This is a genomic window from Salinivibrio sp. VYel1 (assembly GCF_009377945.1).
Classification (GTDB): Bacteria; Pseudomonadota; Gammaproteobacteria; order Enterobacterales; family Vibrionaceae; genus Salinivibrio; species Salinivibrio siamensis.
In genome coordinates, this window is record NZ_RSAM01000005.1 from 25,932 (window position 1) to 41,474 (window position 15,543).

A 15,543-nucleotide genomic window follows, 5' to 3' on the forward strand; every position below is an offset into this window, starting at 1 on the left:
TCTAAGCTGCCTATGCGGCAGTGAACGCCTGTTCCGCTTTCTGCCGCACTTCTTCATATTTCTAAGCTGCCTATGCGGCAGTGAACCTTAACTTGATCGCGCACTTGCTGACACTAGATTTCTAAGCTGCCTATGCGGCAGTGAACTTTTTTGCGTGTTTTTCGGTGTTTAGTGTTCCTTTCTAAGCTGCCTATGCGGCAGTGAACGCTTCAAAACTGTGTTTAGTTTCTGCGACTGATTTCTAAGCTGCCTATGCGGCAGTGAACTGACGGCAGGCTTTTCACGGCCACGGCTGGGATTTCTAAGCTGCCTATGCGGCAGTGAACAATAGAATAACTTAATAGTCGTCAGTGACAACAGGCTGTTAGGATAAAAATGGCCTTTTACCCTTGTTTAAAAGGGGATTCCGTAACTATCTGTATTTATTGTTTATTTTTAAATAGTCAAAAAATAAGGGTAAGAAGGCGCCGATTTAGCGCCCGGTTTGGCTGGATCATGAATCAATGGTGAAGTTCTCGTGCAGGGCTTTCCAATGATCACGCAGCATCGCTTTGTGCTCCGTTAACATCGGTAATTGCTTAAGTTGATTTGGCCACATATTTCGCGCCAGGTTGATCGTATCCAATAGGTGCGGTTTGATCATTTGCCACGGCACACCCACATCTTGCGACCAGCGTTCGAAATGGCTCAAACCAATATCATACCAACGCTTGCTTTTCGCCATTTTCAACGCAATGTTGTCATATTCAATATAAGGCTGCGTAAAGACCACATCATAAAGCGGTGCTAAACGCGGCAACATGCGGTAGGGGTAACAGATCGTCCAATTTTTTAAGTGCGCATCGCCGTTCCCGAGCAAGATATTAATCAGCAGCCTGCGTGCCATTTGCTGTATGTCTTCTCGCCCATTAGCGCTCTCGCGATATAACACTTTTCCCAACTGCTCATAGTTCACTTTTTGATATTTATCTGAAGGATATAAGCCAAATACCTGTGCAAAATCCTCCGCATGTATTCGGCCGTCGGGTCCGCGATCAAAGCGTTGTATGCCATACGCAAGAGGCTCGTTTGGCAGCTGAATATTGGGTAAACCCTCTAACTCAACCACATTAATCAAACGTCTTTCGGGAACCACGGCGCCGGCCTGCGCAGCGAGCGTCATACATGTGAACTCGTTGAGAGGCACCCCTTTATGCACGGTTGAGGGCGTTTTTATGATCCATGAGTCTTCATTGGCGTCGTGATCAATATGGTATCGCCCATCACGGTGCGATGAAGAAAACTTCATTTGTACGCCGGCTAATGAGAATTTGCTATCAGCATGCTTAACATCAATCTGCTGCGGCGCGGTTGAAAGCCTTTGCGCCAATGCCCAACGCGGTAACTCGCCCGCTTTAATTGGCGTCGCCACAATAGCACCGGGCAGGTTTTTACCCATGTATGCCAGTATCGCGAATTCATTGTTTGTATGACACTGTAACGCCTTTGACACGACATCTCTTAATGCGCCTTCTGGGAGCAAGTTGGAGAGCACTGGCGGCAGTTTGTCCGTGCGAATTTGTGGTGTGCGTAAGTATTGCGGATCGCGACGTTGCCTCAACGAAAAGGTTAAACGCTCATGCTGAGAGGTGGCGATAAACGCCGGATTAAACGTGAGAATATTCTTCCCACCCGCGTAGTGGGTGACAATCGCTACGTCAACGCCATGCAGTTGAATGTTTAGTCCCTCAACCTTTTCACTGGTTTTGGTCATCGCTGCGCTCCGTCCCTAACCAAAAGTCGAGATCGTCGTTATCATCATCTTTATAACGATCGAAGTTTACCGGCTCATCGACAGTCTGAGACGTTTTGGGCGTAAGCGTTAATGTCAGGTCGAGCCCTTCGAGCACACGCAGCAAAGTCGATAGCCGGACATCACTCCCCGCCTCTACTCGCTGGTACTGCTGTTGTTTCATGCCAATACGCATGTACATGTCAGACTGCTCTAGTCCAAGTGACTTGCGACGCGCTTGCAATGCACGCGCGATATCTTTTAGTGACACCATCACACCCTCAAACAACTTTAATGTTGTACTACAGCCTATATACAACATATTAGTTGTCATTTAAGGAATTACAACATATTCATTGTTTAATAAGTCACAACATCAAGACTAGCATGGTGCATTTACATCGTTTGATATAAGCGCCAATCGAGCCAGGCGCCCGTTAGCAATGTCACCTATCCAACATAGTGCTGGGGCTTGTGTCACCTACGCTGTCTGTGCGTAGGTCGGACAAGCGCCATTGCAATGTCAGCCATCTATTACCCAAGCGGCCTGCGCGCCTCCGACATCGGCGCCAACGATTAATCTCGATCGTGACAGGCGCCCGTTGGCAATGTCCCCTATCCAACATAGTGCTGGGGCTTGTGTCACCTACGCTGCCTATGCGGCAGTGAACGGCGTGATCGCGCTCGATACCGCGGTTTCAACTTTTCTAAGCTGCCTGTGCGGCAGTGAACAGCATTCAGGTCGGTTTTAACCGTTGGCTTTATTTCTAAGCTGCCTGTGCGGCAGTGAACGGCTTGAGATTTGATTTCTACTATGTGGAAAATTTCTAAGCTGCCTGTGCGGCAGTGAACCCTGTTCGACCTAGACCCCGATGATTTGGATTTTTCTAAGCTGCCTGTGCGGCAGTGAACGAATAGATTGGTATTTCATGCGCCCGTGCGTCTTTCTAAGCTGCCTGTGCGGCAGTGAACACAACTAAAACGCGGTGAGGCGTGTTGCTGACTTTCTAAGCTGCCTGTACGGCAGTGAACAAACAATCCGAGGAATGAAGCAATTTGACTCATTTCTAAGCTGCCTATGCGGCAGAGAACAGCCGCTGGCGTTTCGCCCTCGGCTAGTTGCGTTTCTAAGCTGCCTATGCGGCAGTGAACACCGGCGTCTTGAATCTGCTTGATTTTTTGATTTTCTAAGCTGCCTATACGGCAGTGAACACGTTGATTTCATGGATCACCGTATCCGTATCTTTCTAAGCTGCCTATACGGCAGTGAACAACACCGCAAGCAATAAAAAACCCGCCCGAGCTTTCTAAGCTGCCTATACGGCAGTGAACCAAATCCGTGACGAAGTGCTGGCCCCTCGCAATTTCTAAGCTGCCTATACGGCAGTGAACCGGAATACAAGCGCACACAAAAAACGCTGGCATTTCTAAGCTGCCTATACGGCAGTGAACTTTGTGCTGGCTCTGGTGTGCGGTTATCTTCTTTTCTAAGCTGCCTGTGCGGCAGTGAACCATCATGGCTAACATCGACGGCCAGCCGAATTTTTCTAAGCTGCCTGTGCGTAGAGATACAAGGTCGGACAAGCGCCAGTGCAATGTCAGCCATCTATTATCCAAGCGGACTGCGCGCCTCCGACATCGGCGCCAACGATTAACCTCGATCGTGACAGGCGCCCGTTGGCAATGTCCCCTATCCAACATAGTGTTGGGGCTTGTGTCACCTACGCTGCCTGTGCGGCAGTGAACCATCGTACGCACGGACCTTTATCTCTTATCTATTTCTAAGCTGCCTGTGCGGCAGAGAACGCGACTTCCTGCAAGCGTTTCGCTTGCGCTTTTTTCTAAGCTGCCTGTGCGGCAGTGAACTACATCCTTGAGCGGTCTTTCCATAGCGATATTTTCTAAGCTGCCTGTGCGGCAGTGAACTCCGAGAATTGCGTCATCTTATCCGCAAATCCTTTCTAAGCTGCCTGTGCGGCAGTGAACCAGTATTGATTGTAAATGGTGTTGAGTTGCAATTTCTAAGCTGCCTGTGCGGCAGTGAACGATAAACAAAAAGCACGTAACGAACACGGTTGTTTCTAAGCTGCCTGTGCGGCAGTGAACAAGTTGGCGACCTCGATTGCGTTACCGTTAGCTTTCTAAGCTGCCTGTGCGGCAGTGAACCTGATAGGTTTCCTTAAATGGCTCACCCTCGCTTTCTAAGCTGCCTGTGCGGCAGTGAACTGGCCATCTCGTCAATCGCCACAGGTGGCAGCTTTCTAAGCTGCCTGTGCGGCAGTGAACAGGTAGTATAGGATTTTTATCAACTCGCTTGATTTCTAAGCTGCCTGTGCGGCAGTGAACTTGACGGCGGCGGCGCTGGCCTCTGGCGTATTTTTCTAAGCTGCCTGTGCGGCAGTGAACAATAGAATAACTTAATAATCGTCAGTGACAACAGGCCGTTAGGATAAAAATGGCCTTTTACCCTTGTTTAAAACGGCTTTTCTTAACTAGCTGTATTTATTGTTTATTTTTAAATAGCCAAAAAATGAGGGTCATAAGGGGTTTAGGCATCCCCACTTATTGATCCGCGTTGCTCAACGTATACGTAATTATTAGTCCAATGCGAGGAGGAGACTATGCGACTGACTGAGCCCGGTGACGTAGACCGGATCATTGAAATGGCGTGGGAAGATAGGACCCCGTTTGAGGCGATTGAAGCACTCTATGGGCTACGCCAAGATGATGTGATTGCTTTAATGCGACGTGAATTAAAACCGCGTAGTTTCAAAGTATGGCGTGCGCGTACACGTGGTCGCAAAACCAAGCACACGGCCCTGCGTTCAAAGAGCGTGATGCGTAGCCATTGTAAGACACAATACAAGCTTAAAGCCGCCAAAAAGTGACCATGTTGACGATAAGTGACAGCATCACCGCATCAGAATATGGGTGAATACCGTCCCTACGCGGTATTAAACCAAAGTGACAGCCAATTTGTCACTTTCTTATAACACTCACCCACTCCGTCTCAAGCTCAACAAGTCCGTACTATAATCTTTATTTTCAATAACTTACCAAGTTAAACACCGACTAATCCAACCGGTTATCCACAGTTTCTGTTGATAGTAAACGCGGAACGATAAACTTAATTTTTACTTTATTATCAGAACTTTAAACACAAAAAACGTTTTTTTATAGAAAATTCTTGACGGCTGGGCGGATAAAGGTGCAATCCATACGGTTAACCGAGCCAGCGGCGTGCTACTTCCATCAATAACTTATCTTTAAAAGGGTGAGCCAATAATGTCACGCCATAAGGTGTGTTTTGATGCTCAAATAACGGGATAGTGAGCTGAGGTAAGCCACATACATCCGCCAGCGCCATGAGTCGTCGCTGGGATAAGTTAAACGCATCACCGTCTGACGCATCCGAATCACGAGGTAAAATGGCGCCCGGTGTGGATGGGATCAGTAATACTTTATCGCTCGGCCACATGGCACAAACGGTATCTCTCAACTGTTTGCGGGTTTTCTTCGCCTGATAATGCGCTTTGTAGTCGACAGCTTGTAAGCGGTCTAAATACTGTTGCGTTGAGGTGGGCAAATCAAGCTTGGCCTGTTTCAACCATGCGCCGTACATCAACAGAAACTCTTGGCTGGCAATTGACACCTGCGCATTTTCAAGCCGCGACAGCACCAGTTTGTTCATAGTCAACGTCGACTCTTGCGGTAAGCTTAAATGCTCAAGATGCTGGTAGACCTGCGCCATCGCTTCATCACTGTAGAATAACGCAAAAACCGCTTCGGCGATGACCACGCCTTGGATATTCGTCACGGCGGAGGACGGCTTGGCCACCAGCTCTTGGAACTGACTTAGCGGGCCAAGCGCCGCGCTGCACACACCCACATTATCAAAGGTTTCTGCGACAGAGATGATCCCCTGGGTATCGATAAGGCTTGGCGTGGGACGATATCCGAACAGCCCACAGTGTGCAGCAGGGATCCGTACGCCGCCAAATGCATCGTTACCAATGCCCAAATCAGCCAGCTTTTTTGCCACCGCCACCGCGATACCTGCGTTTGCCCCTCCGACGCGGTATTGGCGAAAGTGAGGATTGCGAAGCTCCGCATAAAACGGGTTAAAACCGGTAATACTGAAGCCTAAAGGATCCATTTGCAGCTGCCCAATCAAGCTGGCGCCCTGGGCCATCATGGTTTTGACAACCGCAGCGTCTTGGCTGGCGGCGGTGCGTCCCTCAGACCATGAGGGGATCCCGATACCAGCGACATGTTCCTCAACAGACACCGAGTGGGACACTGCCAGTTTATAACGCCGAAACACCCCATTTAGGCTGTCTTGACGTGGTGGATCGAACGGGTGCGCAAACATCGCTTGATCGAGCATGTACACAGGCCTCATCAGTCACGCTTATTACTTATTGATCAGTGTAATACATGTGCGTGAAATCAGGCGCAATTTCACGGTTTTCCGCTCTGATATCTTGAGCGTGCCCACTCGCGGTCTGCGATCTCGCTATCGATTTCCGTGCGAGGCAATGATTAAAGCGATGTGAGATGCGTGACTAGTCGCGATACTGTTTATAAGTTTACCGCGGTTAAACCTGGTACTTGTCGACAGGATTGTTCAAAAGCGCTGAGTTTGGGCGCCAAGTCAGCACTAACGAAGGTGTGTTCGAGTATTTGTACCTTACGTGCCAACTGCCAACTATCCACCGACGCCCCCTGCCCGTAAGGAATGGCATAAACATGAAAGTGCTGACGCTGTGCTACGTAATCCAAGTTTGGTGGCACACGAAGCGGCTGATAGCCCTGATTAAGGTAGATATAAAACTCGCCCATACAATTCGCGACCACATATGACCCCTGCTCACTGCGTAAGGCCAAGTAAGGCCGTGCGGTCTCTGCATATTGATTGATATGCCACTGATTCGCGTCAGGATTAAGCTGAATCATAGGGGCAACGGGTATCGCTGGTGCAGGCGCCGCCTGAGGCTGAGGCTCATTATTCGCTTGCGTGGGCTGAGACTCTGAGGGCGCTGGGTCGATAATACGTACACGTTGTGCGGTCTGGTCCTGATCTTGCCCCCAAAAGCGGTCAACCCATTGCTGCCATTGGCCCAATGGGCTTATCAGCAGCGCCATCATGGCCCAAGACACAAGCACCCAGCGCCAAGATAAACCAGGTTTGACTGGCTTTAATGTCACTGGTGTCGCTTTGCGAGTGAGATCAGTTTCCAATTGCTCCGCGCGCGATAGCGCTTCTTTTAACTCACGGTTCACCTGTACCAAGTCTTTTTTACGTTGGTCCTGCTCGCGCTGTAACGCGTGATGCTGAGATTCCAATGAGTGATGCTGTCGCTCAAGCTTTTGGTATTGCTCGCGCCATTGGCGATTATCAAATTCGAGTTTGGCAATTTTGGCTGTCAAGTGTGCGGGGATTTGAGTATTGGCTTGGCGAGACTTCAATGTTCGATTTTCTTGTTGTAGCGCCGCCAGTTCTTTTTGTAGATGCGCAATTTGGCTGCGCAATGCTGCCTGACTGGCACCACTTAGCGGCTGACCCAGCGCACTGCCCTCGCCTTTACCTGACTTAACCGCTTGATAGGCTTCACTGACCAGCTGCATTAGCCCCGTACTGCCTCCTTTATCTGGATGTAAGCGGCTAGAAAGTCGCTTATAGCGCTGTTTTATTTGCTCGGCATTGTCGCCAGCGTTCACGCCTAAAAGTTCGTTCCACGTGGTCATGCTGCTGCTCGTTATCCTACTCGTTGCCTGTCCAGATTAGCCAATTTATCGGCCAATGTGGGAAAAAATTAACCCCTTTCATCTTGTTTTCAAGTTAACAAACTCGGCGAAGGCATGCGTCGACATCTCTGTTGTTAGAAATAAATACTAAAAGTTTGTGTTTTTTGCCATTAAGAAAGAATTATTCCCCATTCACTGATTTTTGCATTGCATTCATATTTCTGTGATCTATCATACTTTCCGTCATAACGACGTTCCGATGAAGACAGCAGGAGAGAGGTGGCTGACGCCATCCGCCGAAGAAGTAAATCTTTCAGGCACTTAATTGTATGGACTGCTGTTGGAGGAGACTCTGGAGAGACCCGTTAGTTCGGGCGCCGAAGGAGCAAGCTTGTTTTCAAGTGAAACTCTCAGGCAAAAGGACAGAGGAGATACCCACCCCAATATGTAGCACTTTTGTTAATATTAGTGTGGTCTATCTCCTCCTTTGATGTTTAAAGGGGGAATGAATGCCATTTTTTTCGCAACTACCAGATATACAAACACTTCTAGGCACCATTGACGATTGGATATGGGGGCCACCGCTTCTTTTGCTACTCACCGGTACGGGGCTCTTTTTTACAGTACGGTTAGGGCTACTCCAACTCCGTCGCCTGCCGTTTGCGCTCAAGCAAATCTTTAAGCCGTCGAACGCCAAAACCCAAGGGGATGTTTCAGGGTTTGCGGCACTGTGTACAGCCTTATCCGCGACCATAGGTACCGGAAATATCATCGGTGTGGCCACCGCCATTTCTCTTGGGGGCCCAGGGGCACTGTTTTGGATGTGGCTCGCCGCCTTTTTGGGCATGGCGACTAAGTACGCCGAGTGTCTACTCGCGGTGAAATACCGTGAGGTCGACCATAAAGGCAATATGCTCGGTGGGCCGATGATGTACCTGTCTAAAGGCGCCGGTAAACCCATTCTCGCCAAGCTCTTTGCTTTATTTGGACTGGGCGTGGCATGCTTTGGCATAGGCACCTTCCCACAAGTGAACGCGATTAGCAGCGCGGCGACCCACTTATTTAACATTCCTACTGTCGCCGTTGCTGGACTTTTGACCGTACTTGTCGCCTTAGTGACATTAGGCGGAGTTAAATCCATTTCCGCCGTCGCCGCCAAAATTGTGCCTATTATGGCAGTGCTTTATGTAAGCGCGTGCTTATGGGTCCTCGTAGCAAACGCCGCGCAACTGCCACAAGCCGTCAGTTTGGTGTTTGAGTCTGCTTTCAACGGTATGGCCGCAACCGGTGGCTTTGCGGGTGCCGGCATGATGCTGGCGATTCAATCGGGTATTGCACGTGGGGTATTCTCTAACGAATCTGGCCTCGGGAGTGCGCCCATCGCCGCGGCCGCAGCAAAAACCGACTCCTGTGTTGAGCAAGGCTTAGTATCAATGACCGGCACCTTTATCGATACGCTGGTGATTTGTACCATGACAGGACTGACCCTGATCCTAACACAATCTTGGTCTGGGGAGCTCGCAGGCGCCGCCATGACCTCACATGCGTTTGCGGTAGGGATGGAAAGCAGTGTTGGTCCGATGCTGGTCAACATTGGCCTATTGTTTTTTGCCTTCACCACCATTTTAGGTTGGCACTATTACGGCGAGCGCTGCGTCGCGTACCTGTTTGGCAAAAAAGCCATTTATATCTATAAGCTATTCTTTATCGGCTTAATTGCATCCGGTGCCTTTATTCAATTGAATACGATTTGGATACTGGCCGATATCGTCAACGGCTTAATGGCGATTCCTAACTTGATTGGTTTATTGCTGCTGCGCAAGGTGGTCATTGCGGAAACCCAAGCTTACTTTGCCACACTAGACAACCGGACTCGCGCAACCAATGTACAGAGCCAAGAAAACAACGCCGTTGTTGATGCACAGTGAAAGTGATTAGCGACTCGCTAAGAAGTTGAACAGCGGATAAAAAAGCCGACGTGTCGACGCGTCGGCTTTTCTTTTCTGCTCATTGTTCGCGTTCACGCATTGCATCGCGTTTACGCATAAAACGATTAGGCGTATTGACGCTGCGCTTCATCAATACCCAGTTTGCCTAAAATCGCACGCGGGTTGACAAAATTGCTCACACTTACGTCGTGCTCGACTTTATCGCCCACGGCGACAAATTCGTAGTTTAGCGACTGTGTGGCTTGTTTATCCCACACCCCATCACCAAAATAAATGCGCCGCTCAAAATGGACACCGTAATCTTGTTTAGCGCGGAACGCAGCCAATGCCATCACTTCGCTACGACTCATCGCATCTGAACACGAAGAAAAAACAATACCGTCAATATTAAAACCAGCGGCTTTAAGCTTCATCCGCGCGGTCTCTTCCCAGCCTCCTGTTGCTATCGCCAAGGCAACGGTCGGCATATGACGCATCTCATCAATAAATGCTACCGCACCTGGCAACGGCTTTAATCCGTGGTTAGCAATTGCGCTGGCCAGTTTATGCGTAAACACGCGCTTAATTTCTCGAAACAACATGATCTTTTCGCGCTGAAGATCATGACTATCAATCAGCTCTTCAATGATCCCCGCATCGGTGACATTGGTGTAGCCACCCCAATCATCCGGCACCGTTAAACCAGTGACTTCATAAACAGCTTGACTAAAACACTCGTGGTCCATTTGGCAGCTATCGACCAGCGTGCCATCCACGTCTAACATAAATAAATTTTTCACGCGCATTTCCTCAAACCCCGTTGCGTCCCACAAGCGACCGACTTGTGATTTGATCTGGCGCTTTGCCGTTCTTTGTCTTGGATCCCTAGCCAACACAACGGGAATTATAACATTATTTTTACATTTTGAACGACTATCGGCCGCTATCATACGCCCATGCTCACGCAGCGCAACTGACCACGCCACGTGCAGCGACATCAACAAAATTTTTGAACAAGTTTAACGAATCTGTACGCTGGTGTTCATTGTGAAAGTCTCTAGACTACATCGAGTCAACAAAACAACCTCATGGGCAAAACGCCATAAACTGTAAGGAGAGACGCATGAAAGCGCTGGTATTGAAATCAAGTATTCTTGGCCCCTACTCAAGCTCAAACGCTGTGATTAACAGTGTGGTGGATGAGCTGTCTCCAGACACGCTGATTGAGCGCGATCTTGCTTCTACCCCATTGCCGATTCTCACTGGGGACAATGTAGGCGGCCTACGCGGTACAGGTGAACTCACTGATGCCCAGCAGCACGTGCAGCAAGCTTCAGATCAGTTGATTGAAGAAGTTCAGCAAAGCGATACCCTAGTGATTGCTGCGCCTATGTACAACTTCACTATCCCCGTGCAACTCAAAGCTTGGATTGATCTCGCTGCCCGTGCGGGGGTGACTTTCCGTTACACTGAAAATGGTCCCGAAGGTCTACTGAAAGGCAAGCGTGCCATTGTGGTCACCACACGCGGTGGGATGCACAAAGGGGGCACGACCGACCATATCACGGGTTACATGCAGACCGTACTGGGCTTTATTGGGATCACCGACGTCGAGTTTGTTTACGCCGAGGGGCTGGCAATGGGCGAAGACACTGCAAGCCAAGCCATTGATGAGGCCAAGCAAACACTGAAACGCTTAGCGTCTTAGCGTCTTAGCGGCGGATAACGCATGCTTTTGGGTGTTCGCACGACGTGAACGAACCGACCTTTCCACCTGCCTTATCACGATAGCCTGCCTGCGTGCAGGCTCTCATTATCGATCTTCACTGCTGACTGACTGTTTTTATACGCATCAGCGTTTCAATATTGCACCGGTTAGCTCAGGATTGGTGATACGCGATGCCAGTGTTACCATACTGGTTTATCGCAGGATTTTGCGCCTGCTTTCTTATTGACCAAGTTGGATTCGATTGTGACAGACGCCGACCAGCCAAGCTTTTTTTTCTACGACTTTGAAACATTCGGCACCCATCCAGGTAAAGACAGACCTTGCCAATTTGCTGGCGTTCGTACCGACAGTGACTTTAATGTCATCGGTGAACCCTTAGTCCTGTACTGCCAACCACCCAATGACTACTTACCGGCTCCGGAAGCCTGTTTGGTCACCGGGATTACACCGCAACTGGCACTGAAAAAAGGCTTATCCGAGCCGGAGTTCATCGCGCAGATCCATACAGCCTTCTCGCAACCCAATACCTGCATTGTCGGGTATAACAACGTGCGCTTTGATGATGAAGTCACGCGCTACACGCTGTACCGCAACTTTTTTGACCCGTACGGCTGGAGTTGGCAAAACGGTAATTCGCGCTGGGATTTGCTCGATGTAATGCGCGCCTGCTACGCACTGCGTCCGGATGGTATTGAATGGCCCCACGATGACAACGGTAAACCCAGCTTTAAACTAGAAAACCTCTCTGTTGCCAATGGTATAGAGCATAGCGACGCACACGATGCGATGGCGGATGTGCACGCGACCATAGAGCTGGCGAAAAAGGTCAAGGCGGCACAGCCACGGCTATTTGATTATTTGTTAAAACATCGGAATAAAAACAAAATCAAGCACCTGATCGATGTGGTGAATATGACGCCTCTCGTGCATGTCTCTGGCATGTTCGGCACCGAGCGAGGCAACACCAGCTGGATTGTGCCCGTTGCTTGGCATCCTGATAACCCTAATGCCGTGATTACTGTCGATCTGGCCCGTGACCCGGCCCCTTTGTTTGAATTGGACGCTGATACGTTACGCGAGCGCCTGTATACCCCGCACCACGACCTCACGGAAGGACAGTTACCGGCACCACTTAAACTGGTGCATATCAATAAATGCCCCGTTCTCGCCGATGCAAAAACATTACGACCAGAGGATGCTGCCCGACTCGGTGTGGATCGCGAAGCGTGCTTACAACACCTAAAAGCATTGAAAGCCGCGCCAGAATTACGCGAAAAGCTCGTTGCCGTGTTTGCCGATGCCAAGCCTTTCAACGATCAGGACGTGGATACGGCCCTGTACGCGGGCTTTTTCTCGAAAAGCGACCGCAGTGCGATGGACATCATCCGTGCACGCGATCCTGAGAATCTTGCAGCCCTGGATCTCAGCGTTGATGACTGGCGCATCAAGCCGCTGTTATTCCGTTATCGCGCGCGCAATTACCCGTGGACACTCACCGAAGCCGAGCAGCAAAAATGGTTTATGCATCGACGTGATTACTTTGAGACACACCTTCCTGCTTATATGGATAACCTGCAGCATCTCGCTGAACAGCACCAAGCTGAGGAGGATAAAGTTCGCGTTTTAAAAGCGATTTACCACTATGTGGAATCACTGGTTGGCTAACACTGGCACGGTTGCTAAAGACGCATCGCGAATACACCATCCGGTCAGTAAGGCGACCTACCATCACTCCGACCTTAGTCTACCTATCAGGTAGCGGTGGTGGACAGGTTTGGTCGCCTTTTATTTTTAACGTCATGTTTTTTAAGTTATTAACTAGCAATGCTGACACACTGCCCACTTTGTCCTACCAAAAAAAAGATAGCTTGACCAGTTGCAGTTCTGTGATTTGAGTCCACACTTTTAAAAAGGATGTTGTTTGGAGTGTGGCAATGATGACAACAAAAGTAGATACGCGCTGTTACCGCTTTCCCGAGGTTGATTTTGAACCAGAAAGCCGTACGTTATATTGGGCCGATGACACGATGACGGTTCTCTCTTACGAAGAGTCTCGTTTACTCGAGATGCTTTGCTACTATGCCGGAGAGGTACTCTCTAGCCGCACCTTATTCAAACAAGTGGCCTTGCCCGACAGCTCATTTGCCCAGCATCAAAGTGTGGTGACATCATTAATGGCCAAATCCTACCGCAACGGCAAAAAATGCCTTCCCTTTGAAGTAGTCGGTGAATTTGGTTTTCGTGTGTCGCTTCCGCAGCAAACACTTGCCAAACGTCCAGGACGAGCAGCAAACGCTGCATCACAGACGCCTCCACCGTCTTTAACGCACTCAACGACCATTGAAGAGTCGTCGTTTAGTATCGCTAAACCACTCACGATCCTAGTCACGGCAGCGGCGGTCATTATTGGCATGACAGCATTATTGACTCAAGCTTAGCGTGTTTGATGCCCGTGGTGCGCCACGGGCGTGTCGTATTAGGTCGTCGTTTTTGCTTTGTCCATTGGCTTTAAAATCTGAGAGAGAGATAATGCCACGCCGCTATTTACCGCTTCTGTTGTTTATCACGCTGCTCAGCCTCTCCACCCCTACCCGAGCCACCATTGAACAAACCTATGTCGCACACCTTGGCGAACTACCTGGCTTGATCAATTTGGATGGTAGCGGCGCGTTTGTCGATTTCGTCCGCTATCTTGATGCGCAAGACCCTAGCACCAAGATTATTATCGAGGTTTTCCCTATTCATCGCGCGATAAACAGTGTCGCACAAGGGCGAGCCGACTTTGGTTTACCCGCGGTGCGTCCGACGCGGGAAGTGTCCACCTTGCCTTTCGACTTTAGCGAGGTGTCATTTGGCCAGGTCACACATGTCCTTTACACCAATAAAGCGCTCCCGCTCTCGGTCAAAGCGCTGTGGGCAACCCCCTCGCGCTATACCATTGAAGCCGTTCCCTATTATATGCCCTTTAAGGTGCAACGCTCGCACAGTATTAAACAATCTTTGTTGCGCTTGGCCGCGGGGAGAATTGATGGTTTCGTTTGGGCGCAAGAGGAAGCTGACATGGCACTTAAAGAGCTAGGTTTAACCATGATCAAATGCGCACACTTTGCTGACTTCCACGATGTCTTCATCATTCCTAAGGGCGAAGCGGGCCGAGAAATCGATGCGTATCTCACACGACTGATTACTCGCTTGCGTGACCAGGGCGATCTCGCGCGTGAGTATCGTAAGGTACATCGCCCCTATGTCGATTGGCAGCCATAATGCATCAACCGTCTTTCGGCTCGCGAACGTGTCTGCCTACGCACGTCGTCATGATGGCCACATTAAGAGGCATAAAAACATTGATGTCACTCTAACTTTCAGCAACAAATCTGCTCTTGCAAAACATGCGTGACATTACTCACACAATTATTGAAAAGGCTTCTCTACACTGTCCTCCCGTTAACGATAAAGAAGAGATGCTATGCGAACCGCACTAACTGACGCACTGACACAATTACCCGACGCCCTACAAAGCGTCGTCTCTGATTGGATAAATGACGCAAACTTTGGTGCTACCTTCACACCAGAGCAGGTGGCGCAGATGGAATCCGCCAGTGGCCTTAACGGCGCCGCACTGCGTCTTGCTTTATTGCCTTTGGCGGCGGCCTATGCGGTTACCCCCATTTCTCAGTTTAATGTTGGTGCTATTGTCCGTGATGAAAGTGGCACCCTGTATTTAGGCGCAAACATTGAATTCACCGGGGTGCAGCTAGGGCAGACAGTGCATGCCGAGCAATGCGCTATCAGCCATGCTTGGACAAAAGGGGCAAAACGCCTCACCGATATTACGATCAATTACAGCCCATGTGGTCACTGTCGGCAGTTCATGAATGAGCTCAATGGCGCTGAGTCCTTGATCATCCAGCTGCCACAATCCGATCCTAAAGATTTGCACACCTATCTACCCGAGCCGTTTGGTCCTGCCGATTTGGGGATTGACTCTCGCTTATTGACTGACGAGTCCAATCAATTATCAACGGATGATATCGATATTCCATTGCTAAAAGCCGCCGCTGACGCCGCTAACCGCAGTCACGCGCCCTACTCAGGTAACTATAGCGGGGCCGCGGTTGAGACCAATGATGGCGAATTTTTCTCTGGCATGTATGCCGAGAACGCGGCTTTTAACCCAAGTCTTCCGCCTCTTCAGGTTGCATTAATTGCGGTCAATATGGCGGGCTACCATTGGACAGACATTCGCTCTGTTGCGTTGGCCGAAATGGCAACGAGTACAGTCAGTCACCTTGCCGATACCCAGGCAACACTGGATGCCATTGACCCAGATATTCCCTTAGTGTATTCAACCCGCTAAGCGCCCTCCT

At 49.7% G+C, this 15,543-nt stretch carries 12 protein-coding genes, 3 CRISPR repeat arrays and 1 riboswitch (1 of these 16 cut by a window edge); of the genes, 7 read left to right on the forward strand and 5 right to left on the reverse strand.

The features are described from left to right. A CRISPR array of direct repeats spans positions 1 to 326; the repeat unit is 28 nt; unit sequence TTTCTAAGCTGCCTATGCGGCAGTGAAC (it extends 662 nt beyond the left edge of the window). Positions 327 to 493: 167 nt separating this feature from the next. Together EHW58_RS06165 and EHW58_RS06170 are read right to left on the reverse strand one after the other, a co-directional pair. Further along, positions 494 to 1,753, reverse strand: coding sequence for a type II toxin-antitoxin system HipA family toxin (locus EHW58_RS06165; protein ID WP_152795413.1), 1,260 nt, complete (start codon positions 1,751 to 1,753; stop codon positions 494 to 496). Then, the gene (locus EHW58_RS06170; RefSeq protein WP_152795415.1) at positions 1,737 to 2,045 is read right to left on the reverse strand and encodes a helix-turn-helix domain-containing protein; all 309 of its coding nucleotides are present in this window, start codon (positions 2,043 to 2,045) and stop codon (positions 1,737 to 1,739) included. The genes EHW58_RS06165 and EHW58_RS06170 overlap by 17 nt, the downstream gene beginning before the upstream one ends. A 369-nt stretch (positions 2,046 to 2,414) precedes the next feature. Further along, positions 2,415 to 3,343: a CRISPR direct-repeat array (repeat unit 28 nt; unit sequence TTTCTAAGCTGCCTGTGCGGCAGTGAAC). A gap of 146 nt (positions 3,344 to 3,489) precedes the next feature. After that, positions 3,490 to 4,177: a CRISPR direct-repeat array (repeat unit 28 nt; unit sequence TTTCTAAGCTGCCTGTGCGGCAGTGAAC). A gap of 215 nt (positions 4,178 to 4,392) precedes the next feature. Here EHW58_RS06170 and EHW58_RS06175 point away from each other — a divergent pair. Further along, complete coding sequence (locus tag EHW58_RS06175; RefSeq protein WP_046073170.1) at positions 4,393 to 4,659, forward strand: TIGR03643 family protein; 267 nt, start codon at positions 4,393 to 4,395, stop codon at positions 4,657 to 4,659. 335 nt (positions 4,660 to 4,994) lie between these two features. Here the strand turns inward: EHW58_RS06175 and EHW58_RS06180 are convergent, their stop codons facing one another. Both EHW58_RS06180 and EHW58_RS06185 read right to left on the reverse strand, forming a co-directional pair. Next, a complete protein-coding gene (locus EHW58_RS06180; protein WP_152795417.1) occupies positions 4,995 to 6,173 on the reverse strand; it encodes an amidase family protein in 1,179 nt (392 codons plus the stop codon). 179 nt (positions 6,174 to 6,352) lie between these two features. Continuing rightward, a complete protein-coding gene (locus EHW58_RS06185) occupies positions 6,353 to 7,519 on the reverse strand; it encodes a J domain-containing protein (protein WP_152795418.1) in 1,167 nt (388 codons plus the stop codon). A gap of 342 nt (positions 7,520 to 7,861) precedes the next feature. Continuing rightward, positions 7,862 to 7,955, forward strand: a riboswitch (glycine riboswitch). Between the two features lie 73 nt (positions 7,956 to 8,028). Between EHW58_RS06185 and EHW58_RS06190 the strand changes: the two genes are divergently transcribed. Next, positions 8,029 to 9,447 (forward strand): sodium:alanine symporter family protein, encoded by a 1,419-nt coding sequence (locus tag EHW58_RS06190; protein WP_152795420.1) that lies wholly within the window; start codon positions 8,029 to 8,031, stop codon positions 9,445 to 9,447. A gap of 125 nt (positions 9,448 to 9,572) precedes the next feature. Here the strand turns inward: EHW58_RS06190 and EHW58_RS06195 are convergent, their stop codons facing one another. Beyond that, positions 9,573 to 10,247, reverse strand: a complete 675-nt coding sequence (locus EHW58_RS06195) for an HAD family hydrolase (RefSeq protein ID WP_231637370.1) — start codon at positions 10,245 to 10,247, stop codon at positions 9,573 to 9,575. 323 nt (positions 10,248 to 10,570) lie between these two features. Here EHW58_RS06195 and EHW58_RS06200 point away from each other — a divergent pair, with 323 nt between their 5' ends. From EHW58_RS06200 to cdd, 5 genes are all read left to right on the forward strand, one after another. Beyond that, positions 10,571 to 11,155 carry an FMN-dependent NADH-azoreductase gene (locus EHW58_RS06200; protein ID WP_152795422.1) on the forward strand — a complete coding sequence of 195 codons (585 nt, stop codon included), beginning with the start codon at positions 10,571 to 10,573 and terminating at the stop codon, positions 11,153 to 11,155. A 264-nt stretch (positions 11,156 to 11,419) separates the two neighbouring features. Next, positions 11,420 to 12,841, forward strand: a complete 1,422-nt coding sequence (gene sbcB, locus EHW58_RS06205; RefSeq protein ID WP_077607096.1) for an exodeoxyribonuclease I — start codon at positions 11,420 to 11,422, stop codon at positions 12,839 to 12,841. Positions 12,842 to 13,110: 269 nt separating this feature from the next. Next, positions 13,111 to 13,614, forward strand: a complete 504-nt coding sequence (locus tag EHW58_RS06210; RefSeq protein WP_052707982.1) for a hypothetical protein — start codon at positions 13,111 to 13,113, stop codon at positions 13,612 to 13,614. A 91-nt stretch (positions 13,615 to 13,705) separates the two neighbouring features. Beyond that, entirely contained in the window at positions 13,706 to 14,440 is a 735-nt protein-coding gene (locus EHW58_RS06215; protein WP_152795426.1) for an ABC transporter substrate-binding protein, read from the forward strand. Between the two features lie 202 nt (positions 14,441 to 14,642). Next, the gene (gene cdd, locus EHW58_RS06220) at positions 14,643 to 15,533 is read left to right on the forward strand and encodes a cytidine deaminase (protein WP_046073163.1); all 891 of its coding nucleotides are present in this window, start codon (positions 14,643 to 14,645) and stop codon (positions 15,531 to 15,533) included. The last annotated feature ends 10 nt before the right edge of the window (positions 15,534 to 15,543 follow it).